At 55.9% G+C, this 25,653-nt stretch carries 18 protein-coding genes; 8 read left to right on the plus strand and 10 right to left on the minus strand.

The genetic code is table 11. The features are described from left to right. Positions 1-157: 157 nt before the first annotated feature. The 5 genes from HCH_RS16940 to HCH_RS16960 form a co-directional block, all read right to left on the minus strand. Positions 158-1,135: an ATP-binding protein gene (locus HCH_RS16940; protein ID WP_011397584.1), complete on the minus strand. Its 978-nt coding sequence runs from the start codon at positions 1,133-1,135 to the stop codon at positions 158-160. Continuing rightward, positions 1,111-1,515, minus strand: a complete 405-nt coding sequence (locus tag HCH_RS34630) for a hypothetical protein (protein ID WP_011397585.1) — start codon at positions 1,513-1,515, stop codon at positions 1,111-1,113. Before HCH_RS34630 ends, HCH_RS16940 begins: the two co-directional genes overlap by 25 nt. A gap of 159 nt (positions 1,516-1,674) precedes the next feature. Then, positions 1,675-2,820 carry an iron-containing alcohol dehydrogenase gene (locus tag HCH_RS16950; protein WP_011397586.1) on the minus strand — a complete coding sequence of 382 codons (1,146 nt, stop codon included), beginning with the start codon at positions 2,818-2,820 and terminating at the stop codon, positions 1,675-1,677. Between the two features lie 310 nt (positions 2,821-3,130). Next, complete coding sequence (locus HCH_RS16955) at positions 3,131-6,301, minus strand: efflux RND transporter permease subunit (RefSeq protein ID WP_011397587.1); 3,171 nt, start codon at positions 6,299-6,301, stop codon at positions 3,131-3,133. A 9-nt stretch (positions 6,302-6,310) separates the two neighbouring features. After that, a complete protein-coding gene (locus HCH_RS16960) occupies positions 6,311-7,450 on the minus strand; it encodes an efflux RND transporter periplasmic adaptor subunit (protein ID WP_011397588.1) in 1,140 nt (379 codons plus the stop codon). Between the two features lie 266 nt (positions 7,451-7,716). Here HCH_RS16960 and fepB point away from each other — a divergent pair, with 266 nt between their 5' ends. Next, a complete protein-coding gene (fepB, locus tag HCH_RS16965; protein WP_011397589.1) occupies positions 7,717-8,781 on the plus strand; it encodes a Fe2+-enterobactin ABC transporter substrate-binding protein in 1,065 nt (354 codons plus the stop codon). 84 nt (positions 8,782-8,865) lie between these two features. On the opposite strand, the gene entS is transcribed toward fepB, so the two are convergent. Further along, positions 8,866-10,152 (minus strand): enterobactin transporter EntS, encoded by a 1,287-nt coding sequence (gene entS, locus HCH_RS16970; protein ID WP_011397590.1) that lies wholly within the window; start codon positions 10,150-10,152, stop codon positions 8,866-8,868. A 146-nt stretch (positions 10,153-10,298) separates the two neighbouring features. Here entS and fepD point away from each other — a divergent pair, with 146 nt between their 5' ends. From fepD to HCH_RS16985, 3 genes are read left to right on the plus strand one after another with little or no spacing between them, the layout of a single operon-like run. Continuing rightward, entirely contained in the window at positions 10,299-11,336 is a 1,038-nt protein-coding gene (fepD, locus tag HCH_RS16975; protein WP_148212597.1) for a Fe(3+)-siderophore ABC transporter permease, read from the plus strand. Then, the gene (gene fepG / locus HCH_RS16980; RefSeq protein WP_011397592.1) at positions 11,333-12,382 is read left to right on the plus strand and encodes an iron-enterobactin ABC transporter permease; all 1,050 of its coding nucleotides are present in this window, start codon (positions 11,333-11,335) and stop codon (positions 12,380-12,382) included. Before fepD ends, fepG begins: the two co-directional genes overlap by 4 nt. After that, entirely contained in the window at positions 12,379-13,263 is an 885-nt protein-coding gene (locus HCH_RS16985) for an ABC transporter ATP-binding protein (RefSeq protein ID WP_011397593.1), read from the plus strand. The genes fepG and HCH_RS16985 overlap by 4 nt, the downstream gene beginning before the upstream one ends. Here the strand turns inward: HCH_RS16985 and HCH_RS16990 are convergent. Together HCH_RS16990 and HCH_RS16995 are read right to left on the minus strand one after the other, a co-directional pair. Beyond that, on the minus strand, positions 13,208-13,888 hold the full coding sequence (locus HCH_RS16990; protein WP_011397594.1) for a glutathione S-transferase family protein: 681 nt from the start codon (positions 13,886-13,888) through the stop codon (positions 13,208-13,210). The genes HCH_RS16985 and HCH_RS16990 overlap by 56 nt on opposite strands. Position 13,889: 1 nt before the next feature. Then, a complete protein-coding gene (locus HCH_RS16995; RefSeq protein ID WP_011397595.1) occupies positions 13,890-14,288 on the minus strand; it encodes a DoxX family protein in 399 nt (132 codons plus the stop codon). Positions 14,289-14,389: 101 nt separating this feature from the next. Between HCH_RS16995 and HCH_RS17000 the strand changes: the two genes are divergently transcribed. Continuing rightward, a complete protein-coding gene (locus tag HCH_RS17000) occupies positions 14,390-15,256 on the plus strand; it encodes a LysR family transcriptional regulator (protein WP_011397596.1) in 867 nt (288 codons plus the stop codon). Between the two features lie 62 nt (positions 15,257-15,318). Here the strand turns inward: HCH_RS17000 and HCH_RS17005 are convergent, their stop codons facing one another. Both HCH_RS17005 and HCH_RS17010 read right to left on the minus strand, forming a co-directional pair. Next, the gene (locus HCH_RS17005; RefSeq protein WP_041598738.1) at positions 15,319-15,960 is read right to left on the minus strand and encodes an endonuclease/exonuclease/phosphatase family protein; all 642 of its coding nucleotides are present in this window, start codon (positions 15,958-15,960) and stop codon (positions 15,319-15,321) included. 455 nt (positions 15,961-16,415) lie between these two features. Further along, complete coding sequence (locus tag HCH_RS17010; protein ID WP_148212598.1) at positions 16,416-16,625, minus strand: hypothetical protein; 210 nt, start codon at positions 16,623-16,625, stop codon at positions 16,416-16,418. On the opposite strand from HCH_RS17010, the gene HCH_RS17015 reads away from it, so the two are divergent. The 3 genes from HCH_RS17015 (at position 16,624) to HCH_RS17030 (ending at position 25,585) form a co-directional block, all read left to right on the plus strand. Then, complete coding sequence (locus tag HCH_RS17015) at positions 16,624-17,076, plus strand: hypothetical protein (protein ID WP_011397601.1); 453 nt, start codon at positions 16,624-16,626, stop codon at positions 17,074-17,076. The genes HCH_RS17010 and HCH_RS17015 overlap by 2 nt on opposite strands. Positions 17,077-17,507: 431 nt before the next feature. Next, positions 17,508-22,745, plus strand: coding sequence for a DEAD/DEAH box helicase (locus HCH_RS17025; protein ID WP_011397602.1), 5,238 nt, complete (start codon positions 17,508-17,510; stop codon positions 22,743-22,745). After that, complete coding sequence (locus tag HCH_RS17030) at positions 22,742-25,585, plus strand: helicase-related protein (protein ID WP_011397603.1); 2,844 nt, start codon at positions 22,742-22,744, stop codon at positions 25,583-25,585. Before HCH_RS17025 ends, HCH_RS17030 begins: the two co-directional genes overlap by 4 nt. The last annotated feature ends 68 nt before the right edge of the window (positions 25,586-25,653 follow it).

Here is a 25,653-nt window from a genome sequence, read left to right on the forward strand (position 1 = left end):
GACACATACCGCCCACTTGCCTTACGACACGTCGCGCCAATCTCCATGAGCTTGATTTACGCGCATACGTAGCCAGTTAAGCGTTAATACTGGGAATTTTCCTTCATTATTCAGGTGGTTATTTCGTGATGTAAGCAACGTTTTTGTGATGATGGCGTCAATTATCTTCTGACTTGCTCTTAAACATCTTCAAGGGATCAGCTAAAGCTTCTGCAATTAGACTCTTAACCCTCCGGTTGCAAAAGCGACTTTTCACCGGTCCCGCGAATTTCGGATCATGCATAACAATACTGATCAACGCAATGTCCGGCGCCCAACCTGCGTAGTTCAATGCCTGGCGGAGTCCGTTAACATGCGCGCCATGCTCTTCCGTCTCGCAACCATTCACCCAGGATTTATAGCAAGGTGGAGAGCCTCCATCGCCGATAGCGGCCACTTCAAACCCAACATCTTCTGTTTGGCCTTTGAACCGGAACATTTTAGGGTTAAAAGCCCATTTTGGTCCGCTCCACATCAGATAAGCCAGTTCCATCAGCCCCTGTTTAGAGACATAGCGTTCTCCATCAAACTCTACAATCAGTCCAGAGTATAAGTGAGCTAACTCAAACATCGCTTTTCTGAGCTGAAAGAAGTCAGGCAAACGATTATGAAACACTGACGGATCAAGAGTGAATTTAATGGAACTGCCGCTCGGTCCGTCGTATCTGAAACTTTCCAACGGCGCTAATACATCGCCTTTTCCGAAGACCTGCCTCCATCGCCATGCGCCATTGGAGCTTTCGATAGTCAGCTTTTCTGAAACTGCGTTTACCGCCGCCAGCCCAAGTCCGCCTCCCAGCACATGTATATGAGGAGCATGGTCATCCGCCGTTGGTTTATCGTGATGATGGGTGAGATAGCGTTCGACAAGATTGTGGGCGCTATCTTCTACTGGAAATGGAAAGCCCGGGCCGTCATCAATGACTATAATTTCACACTCACTGACATCCACCTTCAATGTCGTCGCCCTACCCGCCAAAAATAAATCCACAACATTTGCGACTAGCTCGTAGATAACATGATTGACGGCATTGTGGTCGATATCGCCAAAGTACATGCCAGGACGTTTTCTCACTGCGTCTTTAAAGGACAACATGCTTCATTCTCCTGCGCTGAATTATCCCTCTTCGCCCAATACATCTGCTTATGGCCTCTATCCTCGTAATCTTTCACCAGCTTCAAAGCTTCGGATTGAGTCATGTCGCCCTGGATGAAGAAGGTATTGTTGTTATCGTCCTGACGCCAGACTGACCAGTTTGGGGTTGCCGTTTCAGCAAGGTCTGACGGTTCGAATGCCGTTTGATCCAAAGGACACTCTTTAATGACGAAATGCTCCGTCAGGCCCTGAAATGGCGTTTGTTGAGAAAAATCTGCAATGGCTTGATCGGCTTTGGCTCGGGAGGTGAACACGCCGATAAAACCAGAAGGGGTCGAGTGATGGGAGGGGGAGAAAAATAACGCGTAGACGAGTTGCATGGCTAACGATCACCTGTCTGAGTGGAGCGTTTCAACGGGCGATAATTATACCTGAAGTTGTCGTTAGAAGCCTTTTAAATCTGAGGGTTAAAGCTAACTGGGCATCCCTGCCCTTGGCGCATATTCCTTATCTGCAATCCTGCTTGGCGCCCGTTTTTATCACGCCGCGCGCTGCAAAATTTCCCGACTGACATCCAAGGTGATTGCGCGATTTTCACCCAGTGCGGTCATGCCGTGTTTTTCCAGCGCGTCCACCAGGGCCGGAACGGCTGTGTCGCCTTCGATGCCAGCATGAGAGAGTCTGATGGGGATCTCCAAACTGCTGTAAAGGCGTTCGATGGCTTCGATCGTGGTTTCCGCCAGGTTGTCGTCCTGAGGCAGATTGAACACATTGCGTCCCATTTGCTCCAGCTTGGCGCGTTTGTCCGCGATCTGCACGCGCAGCAACGAGGGCTGTACGATAGCCAAAGTGCGAGCATGGTCAACGCCATAGAGGGCGGTGATTTCATGGCCGATCATGTGAGTCGCCCAATCCTGCGCCACCCCGGCGCCGATCAATCCGTTCAACGCCTGGTTGGCGGTCCACATCAGGTTGTTGCGCCAGACATCGTTGTCACGCTGCGGAAACTCTTCCGCCAGACGCACCAGGTTACGCAACAGCGCTTCCGCGTAGCCATCCTGCACCCAGGCGTCGCTGTTATGGGACAAGTACTGCTCACAAATATGCACGAATGCATCGACGACGCCATTGGCGACCTGACGCTCCGGCAGAGATTTGATCACATCCGGGTCCAGCACCGCGACGCGAGGCAACACCAGTGGAGAGCCGAAGGACAGCTTTTCTTTGGTCGCGGCTTTGGTGACCACAGAGCCGCCGTTTGATTCCGAGCCGGTAGCCGGCAGCGTCAGCACCACGCCCAAAGGCAGCGCGCGGGCGACGGTGTATTTGCGGGTGAGAATATCCCAGCCATCGCCGTCATACAGCGTGGCGGCGGCGATATATTTGCAGCCGTCAATGACAGAGCCGCCGCCGACCGCCAGGATGTAATCCACCTTCTCTTTGCGCGCCAGCTCCACGGCTTTATCCAGCGTTTCCACCGTGGGATTGGCTTCCACGCCGGAAAACTCCAGCCAGGAATGATCTTTCAGGGCGTCTTTGATTTGATCGTAAACGCCGTTCTTCTTGATGGAGCCGCCGCCGTACACCACTAACACCTTTTGATCTGCGTCGATCAATGAGGCTAATTTGGCGATGCGGCCTTGTCCAAACTCAATACGGGTGCTGTTGGAAAAAGAAAAATTCATACTCACTTCCTTTAAATCGCAATATCTTTGCAGGCGCGTCGACGCAGAGCGGCGCTGGACTAATTGCGCATACTCGTAGAGGGCCTTTCACTACGAGAAACAGGAAAACATCCGCGTCGAATATGGGACAGGAACATACTCCTATCGCGAGAGGAAACAAAGCGCTCCCCCTGCCTCGGAAGGAAGTTAGATAGAAATAGGCAAGGATTCGACAGAATCGGGATAAATACAAATGATCGACGCTGCGCCGGCGACAGTGCGACGCAGCGTTTTATGAAAAGAATAGATCAGGTTGGCGCATCCACCTGGATTACGCCACCGCCCCGGACTTTTTCACTGTTGCGAACGCCCTGCGCCGCCCCGTGAAAAACACGCCCTTCACCCACAGATAAAACAGCGGCACGAAGAAAATCGCCAGCGCTGTCGCCGCCAGAACGCCGCCCAGGACACTGGTTCCAATAGCGTTTTGACTCGCTGAACCGGGTCCGGTGGAGAGCGCCAGAGGGGCGACGCCGGCGCCGAACGCCAGTGAAGTCATCAGGATAGGACGCAAACGCAAGCGCGCGCCTTCCACCACCGCGGTCATCGGCGCCATGCCCTGGCGCACCGCCGCTTCCGCAAACTCTACGATCAGAATCGCATTCTTGGCGGAGAGCCCGATCGTCGTCAGCAGACCTACCTGGAAGTAAATGTCGTTGGGCAGTCCGCGCCAATACACCGCCAGCAACGCGCCCAGTACGCCAAGAGGTATCGCAGGCGCCACGGCGCAAGGAATCGTCCAGCTTTCGTACAACGCCGCCAGACACAGAAAAACAAACAGGATAGACGCCAGATACAATAACGGCGCCTGTCCGCTGGACAGTTTGTCCTGATAAGACAGGCCACTCCATTCGAAGTTAGTCCCAGGCAGGCTCGCCGCCTGTTTCTCCACCTGCGCCATCGCTTCGCCGGAACTGACGCCCTGGGCCGCCGCGCCGAACAGAGGGACCGCCTGCAGTCCGTTATATCGGCTCAATTCTGTCGGCCCATTGCGCCATTGCGTCGCGCTGAAGGCGGTGAAAGGCGTCATGGCGTCTCCGGCGCCGCGCACAAACCAGTGACGCAAATCCTCCGGCGCCGCGCGATAAGGCGCATCCGCCTGTACGATCACCTTTTTCACCCTGCCCTGATGCACGAAATCATTCACATAAGAACCACCCCAGGCCACGCTCAGGGTCTCATTGACGTCCTCCAGCGCCAATCCCAGGGCGGAGGCTTTCTCACGGTCGATATCCACGCGCAGTTGCTGCACGTTGCGGTCGGCGCCGGCGCGCACGTAGGAAAACGCCTCGCCGCCCTGCAGACGTTGTTCCAGTTCCGCAGCGGCGGCGGCCAGTCCTTCCGTCCCCAGTCCGCCCAGGTCCTGCAACCATAACTCGAAGCCGTTGCTGCGCCCCAGGCCTTCAATGGGGGGCAACACCATGCTGTAAGCCTGGGCGTCGCGCAGACGACTGAACGCCTCAGTGGCGCGATCGGCGATCGCCTGCGCGCTGTTTTCAGGGCCTTCCCGCTGCGACCAGTCCTTCAGCGCCACAAACCCCATGCCGGCGTTTTGCCCGGCGCCGTCAAAGCTAAAGCCGGACAGGATATACACCGTCTCCACATTCGCCTTTTCCTGTTCCAGGAAGTAGCGTTCAATTTCTTGCGCCACTTTCGCCGCGCGGTCATAGGTGGCGCCTGCCGGCAGATTGAATTGAACCAACACGGTTCCCTGGTCTTCGTCCGGAATAAAGGCGGTGGGCAGACGCCAGTACACCAGCGCCATCAATCCAACCGCCAAAATATACGCGGCGCTGAAACGAACCGGCCGGGACAGCATAAATCTCAGCCCGCCGACATAGCGCTGCTGAAACCTGGCGAAACCGCGATTGAATGCGTTGAAGCCGCCTGCGGACGCTTCGCCGTGGCGCAGGAACTTGACGCAAAGCGCAGGCGTCAGACAAATCGCCGCCACGGCCGACAGCGCCATCGCCGCGACCAAAGTCACGGAGAACTGTCGATAGATCACGCCCACAGAGCCCGAAAAAAACGCCATGGGCAAGAAAACAGCGGCCAGCGCCGCCGCCACGCCAATCAGCACTCCGGTAATCCGGTCCATGGATTTCAGGGTCGCCGCGCGGGCGTCCAGACCTTCCTCGCGCATGATGCGCTCAACGTTCTCCACCACGACAATAGCGTCGTCCACCAGCAGACCAATCGCCAGCACCATGGCGAACAGACTGAGCGTGTTGACGGAATAGCCGGCTGCGGCGAGAACGCCAAAGGTTCCCAATAACACAACAGGCACGGTTATCGCCGGGATCAAGGTCGCGCGCCAGTTCTGCAGAAATGCGAACATAACCAGCACCACCAGCGCCACCGCCTCCAACAAGGTCTGCAGCACCGAGTGGATAGACAACTTTACGAAACGCGTCGTGTCTTCCGGGAAGGCGACTTTCACTCCTGGCGGAAAGACGCCCCGTAACTGCGCCACTTTCTGCTTAACCGCCTCCGCCACTTGCAGAGCGTTGGCGCCGGGCGCCAGCATCACCGCCAACCCGGAGGCGGGATGTCCGTTCAGTTTGGTCGTCCCGCCATAATCCTCCGCGCCCAGCTCCACCCGCGCCACGTCTCCCAATCGCACCACGGCGCCGTCCGCATCAGTCTTGATGATGATGTCGCGGAACTGCTGCGGCGACGTCAAACGAGACATGGAGGTAACCGTCACATTCAATTGCTGGCCCGGTCTGGCGGGCAGCGCCCCCAACTCCCCTACCGAGACTTCCGTGTTCTGCGCGGCGATGGCGTCGGTCACATCTTTGGGCATCAAGCGAAAGCTGTTGAGTTTGTGCGGGTCCAGCCAGATCCTCATGGCGTAGGGGGAACCAAAGTTCTGCACCGCGCCCACGCCGTCGACCCGACTCAAAGGATCTTGCAGGCTGCCGGCGAGCCAGTCGGAAATGTCCGTGTCGCTGAGGCGATCGCTGGCGTCGTAGAACCCCAGAATCATGAGAAAGTTATTCTGCGACTTGTTAACCGTCAGCCCTTGTTGCTGCACTGGCGCAGGTAATCTTCCAGCCGCCTGGGCCGCTTTGTTCTGCACTTGCACCTGGGCGATGTCCGCGTCGGTTCCATGCTGAAAAGTCAGCATGACTTCCGAGGCGCCGGAGCTGCTGCTGCGGGAACTGAAATACATCAGGTTATCCAGCCCCTTCAACTCCTGCTCCAGAATCTGCGTAACGCTGTTTTCCACCACCTCAGCGGACGCGCCCGGATAGCTGGCGGAAATCATGATCGTCGGCGGCGCAATATCCGGATACTGCGATACCGGCATGGACATCAGCCCCAGCGCGCCGGCCAACATCACCACTATCGCCGCCACCCAGGAAAATACGGGACGATTGACGAAGAATGCGGCCAGTCGTCGCTGACTCAGGGCGTCACCCTGTATGGAGTCTCGCATCGCCGCCGCCTATTGTTTCAGCGCCGCCGCGGCGACATCGAAGTTGAGTTCCGTCGCCAGCGCCGGTTCGCCGGGAGTGGCGTTCAGCAGCCCTTCCACAATCACCCGGTCTCCGGCCTGCAGACCATCGCCGACAATCCAGTGATTGTCCTGCGCGCCCAGAATATGCAGTCGCCGCTCTTCGACAACCCCCTCAGCGCTGACCACCAGCGCTGTGGCTTGGCCACGGGCGTTGTGGGTCACCGCCTGCTGCGGGGTCAGATAGACGCCGGAGCGTACGCCTCCCGACAATTCCGCCCGTACGAACATCCCTGGCAGCAGGAGTCCGTCAGGATTGGGGAATTCCGCCCGCAACGTCACTGATCCGGTCGCCTCATTGACGCTGACTTCAGTGAAACGAAGCACGCCGGGATGAGGGTAGTCGGAGCCGTCTTCCAGCGTCAGTCTGACGTCTTTGGCCTCCTGTGAGTCAGGCTTCTCCGACAGGGACTGACGCAGCGCAAGCAGTTCACGGCTGGACTGCGCCAGGTCCACATAAATCGGGTCCAGTTGCTGGATCAACGCCAGAGGCGCGCTTTGCCCTTCCGTGACCAACGCCCCTTCACTGACAGCCGAGCGCCCGATACGACCGGGAATAGGCGCGTCAATGCGGGTGCGCTGTAAATCCACCGCCGCCAGTTGCAGCGCCGCCTGTGCGGCCTGCACAGCGGCTTGCGCCTGGCGGTGATCGCTCTGAATGTCTTCATGGTCCTGCCGGCTGACGCTTTTGTTGGCGGCCAGCTCCGCATAACGCCGACTCTTGCCGCCGAGACTGTCCAGGCGCGCCTGCGCCGTCGCCAAACTGGCCTGCGCCTGGTCGTACATTGCCTGGTAACGGTCGGATTCGATGCGATACAGCGCCTGCCCCTGCTCCACCACAGCGCCCTCTACAAACAAACGACGGTCGATAATGCCGTTCACCTGGGGACGCACCTCGGCGGAGCGGTACGCTACCGTCCGCCCCGACAATTGCACCCGTATTGGCGCATCCTGCGGCGTTAGCGTCACCACGCCGACCTCTGGAGGCGGCGGAGGGGTGGGCGCAGGCGCTTTCTGCTCGCCGCATCCGGTCAATAACAGGGGGAATAGCAAATAGCGAATTTTTTCCATGATGACTGCGTTCGATACTTCCTGAGTAAGAAGAGACGCCAACGAACGACGCGCTTCCAATTTATTGATTGTGGACAAGAATTACATAATGATAATAGTTATCATTTGCATTAGCATTATATGAGTCCTGACCGGCGACCTGTCAACGCGTTAGCGCGGCTTTTTACCTGTCGACACTCGATAAGCCCGCGCCTGCAGCGATTCAGGCGCCTTCGTTGCACACGGGCAGGACGCCAACAACCAATCAAAGGGGTAGAGATTTCACGATGTTGCGTAACCGCTTTTTACTTCTTCTCATATCGTTTTGCGCCTGCCTGCTAATCGCCTGTAGTGGAGATCGCGATGGCCCTCCTGACGCCTCGGCGCAATCATCCCCCTCCCTGACCATCCAGAATGCGTCGACCTGGCCAAGAACGCTGGTGACGTCACAGGGCGAACTCACCCTTGAGCAGGCGCCGCAACGGATCGTCTCCACCAGCGTGACCTTGACCGGCGTTCTGCTGGCTATTGACGCCCCGGTGGTGGCCAGCGGCGCCTCTTCGGCCAATACAGAGGTCGCGGATGAACAGGGCTTTTTCCGCCAATGGGGGGATGTCGCCCGTCAGCGCGGCGTACGTCCGATTTATCAGGGAGCGCCCGACGCGGAAGCCATCATCGCCGAACAGCCGGACCTGATTGTCATGGCGAGAACCGGCGGCGACTCCGCCCTCGCCCTTTATGAGCAACTCAGTCTTTTCGCGCCGGTGTTAGTCCTCAACTACGACGACAAAAGCTGGCAGGAACTGGCCTCAGCGCTGGGAGCCGCGACGGGGCGCGAGCAGCAGGCGCAAGCGGTCATAGAGGAATTCAACGCCCAGGTCGCCAGCGTCAAAACGCGCTTGCAACTGCCGCCGCAACCGGTCTCTGCGCTGGTGTATTACGAAGATGGCTCCGGCGCCAATCTGTGGACGCCGGATTCCGCACAAGGTCAGCTGCTGCAGGCGCTGGGCTTTGAAATTGCGACGCCGCCCTCCCACGTCCAGGGAGGAACCCTGCAGGGCGAGCGCAAAGATATTGTCCAACTCGCAGGGGAGAATCTCTCCGACGGACTCCAGGGCCGCACCATGCTGCTGTTCTCCGCTGACGAGAGCAGCGTCCGGCGCATCAATCAAGACAAGTTTCTCGCGCATACACCCGCCATTCTGAGCAACCGGGTGTACGCCGTGGGGTTGGACACCTTTCGTCTGGACTACTACAGCGCCAGCAATCTTCTGCAGCGACTGGCCAGTCTGTTTCCTGAAACGCCCACCGCTGTCGCCGACGCTAACTCGTCATTCATGAACCGCCCTTAAAACCTGTTACGCCTCCTAACCGGCGGACTCTGACTGTCTTTGACCCTTTACCCACTGCGCTGAGCGCAGCGGGTAAACTCAACATCAGGCGGGTTCTTCACTTTCCGCGACGTAGCCCGCCATGGTTTCAGTTTCATTGGGAGCCGCGCCGGATTGCAGTCTGCGCAGCGAACCAAATCCTACCGACATAAGCGTCCCCGCCGCGGCGATCGCAACGCCGAATGAGAAAACGCCCAGCACTGAGGTCACCGCCTTGGCCAATGCGCCCAACCCTACCGCGCCGACGCCGTCGCCGACCACATCCTGCGCACTCCACAGGCTGTTCACCCGGCCCAACAGTCGATCCGGCGTGTGGCCCTGCACCAGCGTAAACTGCAACAGAGAGGTGATGGAGCCAAGGTAACCGATCAGCGCCAGCGCCGCCAAAGCAGGCCAGATATGCCCGACCACGCCCAGAGAGGCCACCGCCAATGCGGACGCGATCAGCGTACTCAGCATTAAGGCGCCGGGGCGTCGCCAGCCTCCCACCCAGCCACTGGTGAAAGCGCCCAGCATGGCGCCCAGGGGTACGGCGGAAAACATCAACCCCACTTCAAAAGCGCCGCCGCCATAGCCCTCCTCGGCCAACGCCGGAAACAGTACGCGAATGGCGCTCAGCGCCGTTTGCGCCGTGCCCACCAGAATGACCGCGCCAACGATTTTATGGCCGAACAAAAACTGGAACCCTTCCTTCAGTGCTTGCAAGGGATGCCCCGGAGGACCGTCGCCAGGCTTCAGCGACGGCAAACGCACCAGCGGCAGCAAGGTTGCGACGGTGCCAACGCCCGCCAGAAGGTAGTTCCAGCTCACATCGGCGGTGACGATAATCAGACCGCCCACCGCCGGCGACATCACCGCGCCCAAGCGCACGGTAAGCATGCTCAAAGCCCCCGCGGCGGCCAGATTTTCCCGGCCGACCAAGGTGGGAATCGACGCCATTAAAGCGGTGATTCCCATGGCCCCGAAAAAGCCGTCCCAGGCGGAAACGACATAAAGCGCCAGCAGCGACGGCGCCGCCACGAAGCTATTCAACGCCAGGGCGAGAAAGCCCGCTCCGCAAAGGAACCGCGCCGTCAGAATGAGCTTGCGGCGATCGAACCGATCCGCCAGTACGCCGCCGCACATGAGCCCGACGAACATGCCGACGCTGTCCAGCGCCATGGCGAAACCGACCTGCAGCGTGGAGCCGGTCAGCTCGTGTATCTGAACCGGAACGGCGACAGTGAGAATGCCGAGCGCGAATACCGACATCATTCGCGCCACAAAAACAGCGCGAAAGTGTGAGTTGTTTTTGAGCAGACTGAAGTCCACAAAGATAGATGATTTGCTCATTACACCAGCCAAAGAATTGATGAATAGAAGTGATTTCCCTGCCTCTATTCGCAGGATCGCGCAGGAGTGGTTTTACCCGCAGGCGCAGCATGATAGTATACCAACCGTTAATACAAATCATTCTCATTTGCATTTGAGTCAGATATTTGAACGACGCCACCCTCTCCGCTTCCGCCCCCTCTTCAGCGCCTCGTTACCGCGCGCGGTGGGCGATATTCACAACAAGTCTGCTGTTGTTGGCCTTCATCAGCGCCCTTAGCTTAATGCTGGGAGCGAAGGCGATTCCTTTCCCCATCGTTGTGGATAGCCTGCTCGGGGTGACTGGCGGCGCAGACGCCATCATCGTTCTGGACAGCCGCTTACCCCGTACGCTATTAGGTCTGTTGGCCGGGGCCGCCCTGGGCGCCTCCGGCGCTCTGATCCAGGCATTGACCCGCAACCCTCTGGCTGAACCGGGCATACTTGGCGTCAACGCAGGCGCCGGGCTCGCGATGGTGCTGGGGGTGGCGTTCTTCGGCGTTCACTCGCAGCCAGGGTATCTTGGACTGGCGGCGCTGGGCGCGCTGCTTACGACGCTGCTGGTGTTTTTCGCCGGTTATTACGGGGCCACGCGCATGGACCCGTTGCGCTTTGTGCTGGCGGGGGTCGCCATTGGCGCGGTGATGTCCGGAGCCGCATCCGGCGTCACCCTGCTGCATCCCACAGCTTTCGACACCATGCGTTACTGGAGCGCCGGTTCACTGAACGTGCGTAGTCTGGAGCCGGTGCTGTGGGTCGCTCCCGTCATCGTCGCAGGCGTTATACTGGCGCTGATCCTGGCGCGTCCCCTTAACGCCATCGCCATGGGAGAAGAACTATCGGTAGCCTTGGGCGCCAGACCGCAATGGACGCAGGGGCTGTCCATCCTGGCGATCACGCTGCTGTGCGGAGGGGCCACCGCCGCGGCGGGCCCTATCGCCTTCATTGGTCTGATGATTCCCCATATCGCCCGCTGGCTGATGGGTGCGGATCAACGCTGGATCATCCTGCTTACATTGACGCTTTCTCCCTGTCTTTTGCTGTCCGCAGATATCCTGGGACGTTTTCTCACGCCAGGAGAACTGCGCGTCTCTATCGTCACCGCGTTCCTCGGCGCGCCAATGTTGATCTGGCTGGCGCGGCGTCAGCATGGAGAGTCGAGATGAACCGCGCCGACCACTTTCTGATTGGCGGGCTGGACAGCGCCGTCAGCCTGCCCCTCGATAAGCGCGCGCTGCGCCTGGGGGTCATCTTATGCGCCGCCTGTCTGGGATTGAGCCTGTTCGCGCTGGGTTGGGGAACGTTGACGCTCACATTCAACGATGTCGTGCAGGCGTTATTCGGAAATGCCCAAGGGCAAATACAGGTTGTGGTGACGCAATGGCGGCTACCCCGGATTACCGCAGCGGTCATACTGGGGGCGGCGCTGGGCGTCAGCGGCGCCATTTTCCAGTCGTTACTCCGTAACCCTTTGGGCAGCCCGGATGTAGTCGGTTTCAATACCGGCGCATACAGCGGCGCGCTCCTGGTCATCGCGGTATTTCAAGGCGGCTACTACGAGACCGCCGCCGGCGCGCTGTCAGGCGGTTTGGCGACGGCGTTGGTCGTCTATGCGCTGGCCTGGCGCAAGGGCTCCGCGCCGGGGTTCCGACTGATTATTGTCGGCATCGCCGTCAGCGCCCTGCTCAACGCCTTCAACACCTGGCTCATGATCAGCGCCAGCTTGCAAACCGCCATGTCTGCGGCATTGTGGGGAGCGGGATCATTGAATGGCGTCACCTGGAGCAAGGTTTCTCCATCTCTGATTTTTTGCCTGCTGGCCATCGCCGCCGCGGTCCCGATGCAGCGGCGCATACGATTACTCGCCATGGGCGACGACGCCGCTCAGGCGCTGGGCGTACCCGTCAATCGCTCCCGTCTCGCGCTTATGCTGCTGGCGGTGTCGCTGACCGCCGCCGCCACCGCCGCCACCGGTCCCATCAGTTTCATCGCCCTGGCGGCGCCGCAGATTACCCGACGCCTGCTGGGCGCCAACGACGTCAGCCTGCTTAACGCCGCCTGGATGGGAGCATTATTGCTACTCGCGGCGGATCAGATTGCGCATCACCTGTTCGCCCCCAGCCAGTTACCTGTCGGCGTCGTCACCATCAGCGTGGGTGGCGTCTATCTGGCCTGGCTGCTCATCAACGACTCACCACGGAAAACCTCATGACGCGACAGCCCTCCCCTTTACATATCGAGCCTCCTGCACCCCGTGCGCCACGCTTGCAGGCGCAGGGATTGACGGTGGGGTATGAGCGGCGCGTTATCAGCACGAACCTCAGCGTGGCTATTCCGGACGGGTCGTTCACAGTGATCGTCGGTCCCAATGGATGCGGCAAGTCCACGTTACTGCGCAGTCTATGCCGGTTGCTGAAGCCCGTTTCCGGAGAAGTGCTGCTTGACGGCCAGGACATCCATCGCTATCCCGCCAAACTGGTCGCGCGTCAGCTGGGGCTGCTGCCGCAAAGCGCCAACACGCCGGAAGGCATCCGCGTTCGGGATCTGGTGGCGCGGGGTCGCTATCCGCATCAAAGCGCCTTTCGCCGCTGGAGCCGGGAAGATGAAAGCGCCGTAAACGAAGCCATGATCAATACCGGCGTCGAAGACCTCGCCGACCGCATGGTGGATGAGCTTTCCGGCGGCCAGCGCCAGCGCGTCTGGGTGGCCATGGCCCTGGCCCAACAAACCTCTCTCCTGCTGCTGGACGAACCCACCACTTATCTGGATATCACCCATCAGATCGAATTACTGGAGTTGTTCCGCACTCTGAACCGCAGAGACAACCGCACCCTCATCGCGGTGCTGCACGATCTTAACCACGCCTGCCGCTACGCCACTCATCTCATCGCCATGCGCGACGGGGCCATCATCGCTGAAGGCCCGCCCGCAACCATCATTTCCGAGACGCTGGTGCAGGAGGTATTTGGGTTATCCAGTCTGATTATCGAAGACCCGGTGAGCCATACGCCGCTGGTGATACCGCGAGGCAAAGGAACTATGCAGGCACTGACGATTGCAGCAGATGCGAGAGATAGCTCTGTTTGCGGATGACAAAAGCGATCAACGCCTGCGCGAAGTCCACATCCACCGCGTCGATGACCGACTGTCTGGCCGCCAGTCGCCGGCGCCAGGCTTCGACCTTTGCGAGGCCCTTAAACAGGTCGCTTTCGACCAGGGTGCTAAAGACATCAAAGTAACGAAACACAGGCGCGTAAACGGCATCCACAATCATGAAATCCGCCCCTGAAAAATAGGGGCCGGCAATCACGTCTTCGAGCTTTTCAAATCGCCCCCTGAGTTGCGCTTCCGCATGACGAAAACTCTCCTCGTCTTTGGCGGAATAATATCCGCCAATTGCAGCAAGCGTCTGAGAGCCAAACTCAATCCATGACCGATGCAGCGCCCGTAATTTAGGGTCCGCCGGGAACAGGCTTCCCTCCGTGACTTCATCGAGGTATTCGCATATCACCGCCGATTCGAAAATAGCATCCTTGTTATCTATCAAGAGCAAGGGCACTTTTCCTGTGGGGGAAAGCGCCAGAAACCAGCCCGGCTTGTTCGCCAGATCGATATCCGTGCGTTTAAACACAACGCCTTTTTCCAGCAGTGTGATCACAGAGCGCTGCACGTAAGGACATAACTTAAAGCTAACCAGCTCAATCGTTCCGATATTCATTTCAGGCCTCCTTGGTGATGGTGTAACGTCCATTGCCCAGGAAAATCTGAGTGGCCGCCATCAAGACCAAAACCAGAGGGTATTCCCAGCCACCGCCTTCATTTTCAAACAACCACCCCGCATCCCAATGCGCCCAGGTCGCACCAAGCAGAATGGGCGCAACCATGGCGGCGGCGATCTGACTATGAAAACCGACAATGAGCGCAATCCCCGACACCGCCTCCACGAAGAAAAAGAAGTAGGCCAGAAATGCCGGCAGGCCTATCGAACTGAAGAATTCAGCCGTGCCCGGCAGGGTAAAAACCACCAGCTTTAAATACAGACTATGGGCGATCAGCACCGCGCCAAGCGTCACGCGCAGCAGCAACGCCGCCAGTTCATAGTTTCGGGAAATAGTCATGTGCGTCTCCAAGTGAATAGTGATGTTTTCATTCTATTCATTGCATTAATGCGTTATCAGTTGTAATTTTTGAAATTCTAAATTGCATAAATGCATTGGTTATGGACTGGAATTCTCTGAAGATACTCGCCCTGGTCGCCCAGAAAGGATCTATGTCCGGGGCGGCGAAAGAATTGGGCGTCAACTACACGACAGTGTTTAGACGCATGGAGTCGCTGGAGAATGAGATCGGCGGGAAGCTGTTTGAGCGTGGCTCAAAAGGCTATGTCGCAACGCCATTGGCGGAGAAGATGCTGGTGTTCGCCAACCGCATGCGCGACGGCGCGGAGCAGATCGAACGCCAGATTGTCGGCAGGGAGTTTCAACCTAGCGGCGTCGTGAAGATTACCGCTCCCTTCAATATTGCTAACCGTTACCTGCCGGAGGCATTGCGCCCCCTTGCGCAAGACTATCCCGACATCACCTTCGAGATACTCTCCAGTAACGACGATTTCAATTTGAATTCACGGGTCGCCGACATCGCCGTAAGAGCGACCCGCTCGCCGCCGGATCACTTGATAGGCCGCAAGGTCGCTTCGATCCCCTGGGCGATGTTCGTCGCGGAATCGTTTCTAGAGCGATTTTCACAACCGCCGACATTAGACACCCTGGCGGACTACCCGCTCATTGGCGCCTCGGGAAGCATGCTCAACCTGCCCGCGTTTACCTGGCTTGAGAAGAATCACGCCACCTCCATCGTAGCAAGATGCAACGAACTGACCGCCATGTCCTACTGCGCAGAAAGCGGACACGGCATTGCATTTCTACCAGTGGATCAACGCCGCAGCGGACTGGTTGAGTTAGCGGAATTTGCGCCTGGAAAAACCAGCGACATGTGGGTCTTGAGCCATCCGGATTTGAAAAAGACTGAGCGCATACGAATCGTTGTGGAGCAGCTTGTCAGCTATTTCAGGAGTCTGGATTTTTGAGGCTGGAATGTGGCCGGGATTGACGCCCCAGCCGAAAACTCAATTTCTGAGCATCAAAACAGCTAACTGACTTCAGTTACAACTGGATAATGGTCTCCGCCTTGCTCATGGTGGCGCTCTGTATTCTTGGTGAAAACACCCTCGCTACGCAGAAAAAAATCAAGTTCTTTGCCAGAGCCAGGGTGCGTAACCTTACCGCAGTTAGAAGGGTAGACTTTAAAGCCTCTCGACGCTGTTCCTATCTGGACAGTCCTGGTCATGCCACTGGGTAGTTCCGATGGCTGACAGTTGAAGTCGCCTCCGACAATAAAAGTATTTTCGCCAATACTGTTAATAAGAGACATCGCCGTTGTGGCGTCAAACTGACCACTTCCACCCGCATTAGAATGCAGCGTTCCAATCACCATGCCATTGTATTGGGTATAGATTACGCTTCGTCCGGTATCGCTTTGCAGGTATTTTGAGTCAAACGACAGACCCACATGACGGGTGATGATGCAAGTGGTGCAGCGATTATTCAGCGCACCGGCCTGCCCTACACTGTATAGGATCTTGTGCGCCGAAATGGCGTCTAATTCCGCCTGCGTTAGACCGCCGCACTCTTGTATTAAAACAAAGTCGCAGTCATTCAGCAGTTGCTTCAGTATCTTTTGTTTAGGGTCCGTAGTGGGCTTTCCCTGAGAGTTCCAAGTCGCTATTTTCACATTCACCTCAACTGGATCAGAATCATATAGCCGTTATTCAGTGATAAATATTAGGGAACCTCTGAAGAACGTTGGCGAGGCCGCCAATATTTATGTGAACTCAGAGATAAGCGGGGCTATCTCTATCATTCCTTCAGTTGATCTGAAAAATGACCCGATCCAAACAATCCCCAGCGAAATATAGACGATGGAAATTCAGTGCTTTTCCACATGGGTGAGCAACAATTCCTCGTTCTTTATTGAGGCGTCGATAGCTGTGCAATTCTTGCCGTCATGACACAAGCCCTATCACCTACTGGCGAATCGCCGTCACTTGAAACAACTTGAGCGAACCGATAAGAGAGCCGGGATCAGTTTCTCTCTGGCGCCCTTCAGCACTGGCTGCTCGATGTGAATATCGCTCACTTGCAGAGAAGCCGGCATATCGTTCAGGAGGCGGTGTCCATAGTCATAATTCACCCTTTCATTTTGCCCAGCTCAAGCGTCAGCTCACTGGCGTAATAGAACTCAGATAAGCAGGGGTAGCAAAACTGGCTGGATAATTCCGGCTCCTCAAACACAGCCGCTCCGCCAGGATTCAGAAGCCCTGCGACTCTTTCCAGATACCTCTGTTTATGCGGTTGATGCATTAATACGAATTCCATAACATGGTTCAATACGTTCATGACCAACAGATCCATGCGCCACAAAAACATAATTATCCACCTGATTATCGGCGGCTTCCTGCTTCTCAGCGCCTGCGCCACCTTCACCTCAACTTCCACCAAACAACGCTATCTGGACATGACCTACCAGGACTTCGGCCCGCCCGCCCTGGCGACGGATTTATTAGGCTCCGAATGGTGGCAATGGAATCCTCACGGCGACCCCAGACCAAGACAGTACGACGTTCATGTGATCGTCTACCGCGATATAACGGAGAAAGAAATCCGCAAACGCTTCCCTATCGACGAAGCCACCGAAAAAGACTACCGCTACCTCCCCTACTCAACCGCCATGACTTACCTCAACACCCACATCGCAGAACTCGCCTCAGATGACGAAAACGTAGTGCAGGAGATTAGAGAGCAGTTGATTCAGACAAGGAGAGAAATTGTTCGAGCGCTGGGGGATTGAGGCGTCTACTCTTTTGTAGCCAATGACGACCTCCCAGCCCCGTTCGCCCCGTTCGCCCCGTTCGCCCCGTTCGCCCCGTTCGCCCCGTTCGCCCCGTTCGCCCCGTTCGCCCCGTTCGCCCCGTTCGCCCCGTTCGCCCCGTTCGCCCCGTTCGCCCCGTTCGCCCCGTTCGCCCCGTTCGCCCCGTTCGCCCCGTTCGCCCCGTTCGCCCTGAGCCTGTCGAAGGGCTCTTCAAAACGCAAGCAATACATCAACAATTTCCCCTGCATTTTCGACGTCCTTGTCTATACTTCTTTTCACCTGATCAAAAATCAACCACAACCAGGGACGACTCAGGCATCTCCATATGACATGGAGAATTAGGATTCGATTTGTTTACTGCTTGATTTCACAGAAATTACTGCACAAACAGTCTTCAGGAAGCCTGAACGATGGACGTATTCGAATATCGCGATGCCGTAATCGCCGACTACGAAAGCTTCAGCCGAAGCTTCGCCAAAATCAGCGCCGCTGATATCCAAAGTTTTATCTCTGAACGATACGAAAAAGGTCACTATTGGCCTGCGCCGTTGATTCAAATTAACCCTTCATTCGTGCCTGGCGACAATGTTGAAGCGTTAGTAGCAAAAGGGACTTTGCATAAAGAGTGCGCGAATATTTTCCGTTTTAACCGCAGTACTGCAGATCCCCAAGGCATTCCGGCGGGCCTGCATACGCATCAGCAGGCCGCCATCGGCTTGGCGCAAAGTAGAGAAAGTTATGTATTAACCACAGGAACCGGTTCCGGGAAGTCGCTGAGCTATATCCTGCCGATTGTCGACGCGATACTGAAAGAAAAAGAACATAACTCCCGCCCCTCCATCAAAGCGATCATCATTTATCCCATGAACGCCTTGGTGAACTCACAGCTTGAAGAGTTGGAAAAGTTTCTTGGCCACTATGGCGACAACAAGCCTGTGACCTACGGAAGATATACCGGTCAGGAGTCCCAAGAAGCCCGCCACGCCATGTCGGCCAATCCACCGGATATTATCCTGACCAACTTCATGATGCTTGAGCTGCTTATGACGCGGCAGGACGAGATTGATCGCCTCGTAATCCAGTCTGCGAAAGGTTTACGCTTCCTCGTACTGGATGAACTCCATACCTATCGGGGGCGGCAAGGAGCGGACGTAGCAATGTTGGTGCGTCGCGTTCGTGAGGCGCTAAACCCGGAAGTGTTATGTATAGGCACCTCAGCCACTATGGCCAGTGAGGGGTCGCTGGCGGCGAAGAATGCAGCCGTGGCGACCGTGGCCAGCAAGTTGTTCGGCGCGCAAGTTAAGTCAGAAAATATTGTGACTGAAACGCTGCAGCGTATAACTACTCAAGACATTAAACCAACGCCCGAAACACTGTCTCGCGCCCTGCAACAGCCCATTCCTTCAGCTTTTGATTTCCGGGCATTCTGCGCACACCCCATCGCTGTCTGGGTCGAGCTGACTCTGGGATTGGTATGGGAGGAAGAGCGTTGGGTTCGCGCCAAGCCCCAGAACCTCGCATGGGCGGCGGAGAAACTATCCGCCGACTCGGGTTTAGACCAGCAATCATGTCAGGATTATCTCCGTCAGTTCTTGCTGGCGGCGTATCGCTGCAAGAGTCCGACAGGTAAGCCGGTTTTTGCATTTAGACTGCATCAGTTTATTTCTGGCCCCAGCCATGCTTACTCCACCTTAGAGCCGGAAGGAAAAAGAGTGGTGGACCTCAGCGGCCAGCAGTTTCTGCCTGGCAGCAATCGGGAAAAATTGTTCTACACCCTCTATTTCTGCCGCCAATGTGGGCAGGATTACCATCCGGTTTGTTATGAGAATGAAAGCGGCGAAGGCGCGTTAAAGCCCCGGGGCATTGATGACAAGAATAACGATGAGGAATCCAGTGATTGGGGCTATTTCATGCTCGATCCACAGCGTAGATGGGACGATGGCAATTACGAAAGCAGTTATCCGGAACACTGGTTAGAGGAAAAAAACGGCGATTACCGTCTTCGCAGCAGCTATAAGAAATTCAAACCGACCGAAACCTTTGTAAAGCCAGACGGAACAATCGATATTCAGGGCGAAAGAGGATGGTTCATCCCGGGTAGTTTCAGATTCTGTCTTAACTGCGGCTTTGTACATCGCGGGAAGAGTCGAGAAGCGAGCCGGCTCACGTCTCTCAGTGGCGAGGGCCGCTCCTCCGCAACAACGGTGCTAACTATCTCTGCATTACGCTACTTGCTTGAGCGCGATACAGAATTAAAGGACGACGCCAAAAAGCTGCTGGGTTTTACCGATAACCGACAGGATGCTTCACTGCAGGCAGGCCATTACAACGACTTTATTCAGATACTGCTACTCCGCTCCAGTCTGCTGGCGGCAGTTAAAAGCGCTCCAAACGGCTACCTCACGGATAGCCTTTTATCGCAAGCGGTTTTTCAAAGCCTGGGATTCGACAGAGTTGAGGAAAGGCCCCAATACCTCGCCAATCCATCCGTCGATGGGCCAGGCTTGAGAAAAGCGGAGGAAGCGTTACGGAATGTGCTTTCCTATCGGCTCTATTTTGATTTAAGAAGAGGTTGGCGATTCAACAATCCTAACCTGGAGCAACTGGGATTATTAAAGATCGAATACGAAGGGCTCGCTGATCTCAGTCAGGACCAACGCAAGTGGGAAAATTTAAAATTTCCTGAGCTGCAGAATGTTTCGGTAGAATTCAGATTTAAAGCCCTCAAAGCCGTTCTAGATACAATGCGCCGAGGTCTGTGTATCAAAAGCAGGTTCCTGGATGCTTATCAGCAAGAGCAGTTCAAGTCTCAAAGCTACGCACACCTTATAGAGCCCTGGGCTTTCACGGAAGAGGAGCAACTTCAACCAAGTTGCACTATGATTCTGACAAGCAAACCCAAAGGCAGGAACAGCTACAATCTTGTCACTGCCTCAAGCCGATCCTCATTGGGCCAAACCTTAAAAAGGTCCAATGTATGGGGTGATGACCTCTCACTGCTTCCTAGAATAAACGACGCCAATTACCCTGATCTCATCTTAAGTTTAATCGGAGTGCTTCAGAGTTATGGTCTGGTCGAGGAAGTCAATGAAGAGAGAGGAATACAAGGCTATCAACTTGTTGGGGAGTTTATACAATGGATGCCCAGCACAGGCGTATCCTCAACTGATCCGACGACCCCTTACAGCTCAGAAAACGAGTACTTCAAAAACCTATATCAAAACATCGCTGAATTTTTAGTTGCTGGAAATAGGACATTCTTCGAGCTTGAAGCTCGTGAACATACCGCCCAGGTCAGCATTGATAAACGGGAGGAGCGGGAAAAACAATTCCGCGAAGCCACTTTAAAAACACTATTCTGCTCCCCCACCATGGAGCTTGGCGTGGATATCGCGTCCCTGAATTCTGTTTACTTACGCAATGTCCCTCCTACGCCAGCCAACTACGCACAGCGCTCCGGCAGGGCGGGCCGTTCCGGGCAACCCGCCTTGGTCATCACCTACTGCGCCGCATTAAGTCCTCATGATCAGTACTTCTTTTCCGATCCCGCCCGCATGGTGCACGGTCATGTCAGCCCGCCCACTCTGGACCTGGCGAACGAGGACCTTATCGCCAGCCACTTACATGCCATCTGGCTGAGTGAAACCAAGCAAGCGTTACCTAAGACCGTCAATCTGATGCTGGACATGAACCAACCCTCGAACATGCCGGTTTTGGATGAGTTCGACATGCAGATGAACAGCGATAAAGTTCGCAGCCGAACCATAGAACGGGGTTTGGATATTATGAGAATGCTGGTTGGCGATATAGCAGTCGCACAAGGCGCCTGGCTTAGTGACGAGCATTCTTTAGAGGAAGCCATCAGCCAGTGGATGAAGCGCAAGGTGAATGCCGCTTACATAGAGTTTTGCGATTCGTTGAAGCGTTGGAGAGAGCTCTATGCCTCAACTCAGGATCAAATGCAGAAAGCTCACCTGATCAATACCAATCCAGCGGCCAGTGAGACAGAGCGGAAAGCCGCTGGCCAACGTTACGGCGAAGCGCGAACGCAAATGGATTTATTGCTTGATGCGCACAGCGACACCAGCTCGGACTTCTCTACTTATCGCTATCTCGCCAGTCAGGGTTTCCTGCCTGGTTATAACTTCCCTCGCCTGCCTTTGCTGGCCTACATCCAAGGCCGACGCGGCAACATCGGTCGCGATAGTTTTCTCGCCAGACCGCGCTTTCTGGCCATTTCCGAATTCGGACCTTTAAGTCTTATTTATCATGAAGGCAGTCAGTATCGGGTCAAAAAAGTCATCTTGGGCGTGCGTCCAGAGCAATCACTGGATCAGCCCGGTTTAGTCAAAGAAGAAGCCAGACTCTGTCCAGCTTGCGGATATGGGCATTTTCATACCCAACTGGAGGATGAACTTTGTAACGCCTGCGGTTCTCCCATTGAGGGAGGAAAGCGTGTGTCCAATCTTTATCGCATCGACAATGTCAGCACCAAGAGAGCTTACCGCATCACCTGCGATGAAGAAGAGCGGCAAAGGCAAGGTTACGAAATGCAGACCACTGTTCAGTTCCACCAGACTGACGGTTGCCTGCGCGTCACCCAAGGCGAACTACTCAGCCAAGGGAGCCGTCTGTTTACGGTCCAGTATGCGCCCACCGCCACAGTTTGGCGGCTGAACCTGGGATGGCGGCGTAGAAAAAATCCTTCCATCTATGGCTTCAACATCGACGCCGTTTCCGGCCAATGGAGCGCCGACGAACAAGCCGCCCAGGAAAACAGCGATGATCTGGCGCAAGGAGAAAACCATGTAGAGCGTATCACGCCCTATGTGGAAGACCGACGCAACATTCTGATACTGAGGCCGGAGGCGGAGCTTAAACTTGATGAACATGCCCTGGCCACGCTGCAATACGCCTTGAAACGAGGCATTGAAGAAGAGTTCCAGATTGAAGAAGCGGAGCTGGTGGTTGAACCGCTGCCCAGTCGGGATGACCGGAATACCATTCTATTTTATGAAGCCTCAGAAGGCGGCGCAGGCGTCTTAACCCGGCTGACCAGCAGCAAATACGCCTTTGCGAGCATTGCAGAGCGCGCACTGAGAATCTGTCATTACTCGACAAACGATGACTGGGCCAGCGTGCCTGAAGATATGAATACTGACTGCGATGCCGGTTGCTATCGCTGCCTGCTCAGTTACTACAACCAGATTGATCACAAGCTGATTGACCGCAAGAACAGTGAAGCGGTCAACGCGCTTCTCAAGCTGATTCACTCTGAACTAAAAGTTGGTGCAGGTTCAAAACCTTACACAGAGCAGGAAGACTATTTAAAACAGCTTTCCGGCAGCTCGCTGGAAAGCGCCTTTCTTAATCACCTTAAGACAAACGGTCACCGGTTGCCGGATAAAGCGCAGGTCGTCATAGAAAAGTTCAGAACCCGGCCGGACTTTATATACAGCGATCATAACGCCGCCATATACATAGACGGTCCTCACCATGAAATGCCCCAGCGGCAAAAGCTGGACGAAGAGCTTTCGAGGCGACTTCGCGCGCATGGATTAACCGTGATCCGCTTCCCCAAAGAACGTGAGCGCTGGCCATCTATCCTCGCTGAGTATCCAGATATTTTCGGAGCGGCGACGAAATGAGCGAGCACACTTTCAGCCCGGGATCAGTCGTCACGGCCAGAGGCAGAGAGTGGATAGTGCTGCCGCAGAGCGACGCCAGGTTACTCCATTTACGCCCTCTTGGTGGAGGTGATGACGCCATCACGGCGCTGCTTCCCGAGTTAGAACCCATTCACTCCGCCAGCTTTCCGCCTCCACAGGTGATGCACTCCGGCACACAAGCCGCCGGCCTGCTCTTGCGTGACGCATTGATGCTGAAGTTGCGGGCCGGCGCAGGCCCATTCCGCAGCTTTGGCAATATCGCAATAGAGCCCCGCGCCTATCAGCTGGTCCCCCTCATGATGGCGCTAAAACTGGAAACCATTCGCCTGTTAATCGCGGATGATGTAGGCGTTGGCAAAACCATCGAGGCGAGCCTGATAGTCCGTGAAATGCTGGATCGGGCGGAAATCAACCGATTTACCGTGCTGTGTCCGCCCCACTTATGCGAGCAATGGCATGAAGAACTGAAAGAGCGTTTCCATCTGGACGCCACTATCGTGCGCTCCACCACAGCGGCGCGCCTGGAGAGAGGTCTACTGCAGGACCGTTCGATATTTACAGAGCACCCTTTTACGATTGTGTCTCTGGATTACATCAAGAATAAAACCCGCCGCGACGCCTTCCTGCTTCATTGCCCCGAGTTCGTCATTGTGGATGAAGCCCACACCTGCGCCAGAAGCGGCATGGGGCCTCATTTGCGTTATGGACTATTAAAAGACCTTGCAGCGAACGAAGCCAGACACATGGTGTTGCTGACAGCGACGCCGCACAGTGGTGACGAAGAGGCTTTCTATAACCTGCTCTCGTTATTGAAGCCTGAGTTCGTCGACCTGAGAACCATCGATAATGCGGCGCATCCTCTTCGCCAGGCGCTGGCCAACCATTTTGTGCAGCGACGCCGGCAGGATATCGGTGAGTGGAAAGAAGGCAACCTGTTCCCCGACAGGCTGACCAGCGAAGCGACTTACAAACTGACGGGAGAATGGAACGCCATTTTTCATGATGTGCTTGAATACGCGCGCGAGCTGGTCAGTAGAGAGTCGGAAGGTACGTTCAAGGCTCGAATGAACTGGTGGGCGGCGCTGGCGCTCCTCCGCTGTATCTCTTCATCGCCTCAGGCGGCGATACGTGCGCTCAATACACGCCTCGACAACACCCTCTCCCCCGATGGCAAATCGCCTGACGAGGAAGACCAACGATGCCATATTGAAGCTTTGAACGAAAAAGGAGCCCTAAGCGTACTGGATGGAACGGATGACAACCTGACGTTGGACGATGTCGAGCCCGGTGCAGCCCAGGAGGAAGATGTTGCAATACTGAAGCGCTTGATTGAACGCGCCAAACATCTGAAAAGCGGCAACGACCCCAAACTGCAAACCTTAAAACAGATTATCAAGCCCGTGTTGGACGAGGGCTATAACCCTGTCATCTTCTGCCGCTATATCGCCACAGCGGAATATCTGGCGGACGAACTGAACTCCGCTTTTCCTCAACGAGAGGTCATTCATGTCACCGGCGATTTAACGCCGACGGAACGGCTTGAACGCATTGAACAGCTCAAGGAAAGCGACAAAGCCCCATTACTGGTCGCCACAGACTGCTTATCAGAGGGCGTGAACCTGCAAGAGCAGTTCAATGCCGTTATCCATTATGACTTGAGCTGGAACCCGACCCGTCATGAACAGCGTGAAGGCCGGGTTGATCGCTTCGGGCAAAAGGCTAAAAACGTTAAGGCGCTCATGTACTACGGCGAGGAAAATCCTGTGGACGGGGCCGTCCTGCAGGTCATTCTCAGAAAAGCGGAAAGTATTCGCAAAGCCCTTGGCGTTACCGTTCCCATGCCCGAAGAAGGAGACCGCGCAGAACAAGCCCTGATGAAAGCCGTACTCCTGCGCAGCGGCAACTATATCGGCAGTAAAGGCATGGACGACCTGTTCGCCCAGGACGCAGACCTCCAAGCGTTAGACGCCAAATGGGAATCGGCTCGCGAAAAAGCCAGACGACACCGCACCTTGTTTGCGCAAAACCGGTTAAAACCGGAAGACGTCCTGCCGGAATGGGAAAAAGCTTTTGCCGTGCTGGGAACAGAGGAAGACGTAAAGCGCTTTGTTTTAAACGCCTGCGAGCGCCTGGGCGCACCCTTGAAAAGTCTGAAGCAAGGCGGCTATCAAGCCCCATTACCCCATTTCGGCGAAAAGCACCCCGGCCTTCGTGATCGACTGGACGCAGCCGGCTTACTCGCCTTAAAGCACATTGATTTCTACTATCCAAGCGCTCTCAAAGCGGAGTTTATCCATCGCACCCACCCACTGGTCTCACACTTGGCGGACTATCTTGCGGAACTGGCGATGAGCGGCGAAGACACAAAACTGATCGCAAGAGCCGGCGCTCTGTACACGAAGGAAGTAGAAACGCGCACAGTCATCTATTTGCTGCGCATCCGATCACGATTGATTCTCAAAAGAACCTTGCATGAGTGCGACCTGCTGGCGGAAGAGGCGCTGGCCATCGCCATCAATGCCGATAACCAAGCCTCGGTCATACCGAAAGATCAGGCCTTAAAACTGATGCAGGCGTCCGTGAGTAAGGATATGTGTAAAGAGGCTAAAGAGCGCGAATTGGCTGAGGAACTCAACCAACTGGAAGAAAAGCAGCCAATGTTTAGAAGCCTGGCGGAAGCGCGAGCCAAGCAATTATTAGCGGATCATCGCCGCACCCGCGAGGCGGCGCAAGCCAAAGGCAGCTATGAAGTAAAACCACAATTTCCTGTGGATGTGCTGGGCGTGTACGTGCTGATTCCGGACCTAAAACTTTTCTAAGCCCCGGATACAGGCCCTCACCTCAAGTTATCTGAAGTCGACTTCGGTCAATCGCAGTAGGAGGGATG

The organism is Hahella chejuensis KCTC 2396 (genome assembly GCF_000012985.1).
Lineage (GTDB): Bacteria > Pseudomonadota > Gammaproteobacteria > Pseudomonadales > Oleiphilaceae > Hahella > Hahella chejuensis.